The organism is Vibrio atypicus, from assembly GCF_009811315.1.
GTDB classification, from domain to species: Bacteria; Pseudomonadota; Gammaproteobacteria; order Enterobacterales; family Vibrionaceae; genus Vibrio; species Vibrio atypicus.
The window spans coordinates 1-431 of sequence record NZ_BLID01000039.1 but is presented as its reverse complement, the minus strand read 5'-3'; the positions used below and the strand labels follow the sequence as shown (position 1 = coordinate 431).

The 431-nt window shown below is 41.8% G+C and carries 1 rRNA gene; it reads right to left on the bottom strand.

Annotated features, from left to right (window positions below):
* Positions 1-317: 317 nt before the first annotated feature.
* A 16S ribosomal RNA gene (locus tag GVO60_RS22230) occupies positions 318-431 on the bottom strand; the annotation flags it as partial.

Genomic DNA, 431 nt, shown 5'->3' with positions numbered 1-431 from the left:
CGTGTACGCTTAGTCACTTAACCATACAACCCCAAAGGGTCTTCTAGTCAACTAACCAAAGTTGTCTGCATTTTTATACATGTGCAGACTCGATTTTGCCGGACTCAATTTTGAATAGTCACTTAAAGTGACATTCCCAAGAACACTTGAATGTGTTGTATTGGTGTTTGTCATAAAGACAAACATTGAGAACTTTACAATCAACAATACATTGTTGATTTGTCAGCTTTCCAAATTGTTAAAGAGCAATAATAGCTCGAAGCTTGCGCTTCAAAACCATCAATCTGTGTGGACACTCATCGTGAGTAATCATCGTATAAGGAGGTGATCCAGCGCCAGGTTCCCCTAGCGCTACCTTGTTACGACTTCACCCCAGTCATGAACCACAAAGTGGTGAGCGTCCCCCCGAAGGTTAAACTACCCACTTCTTT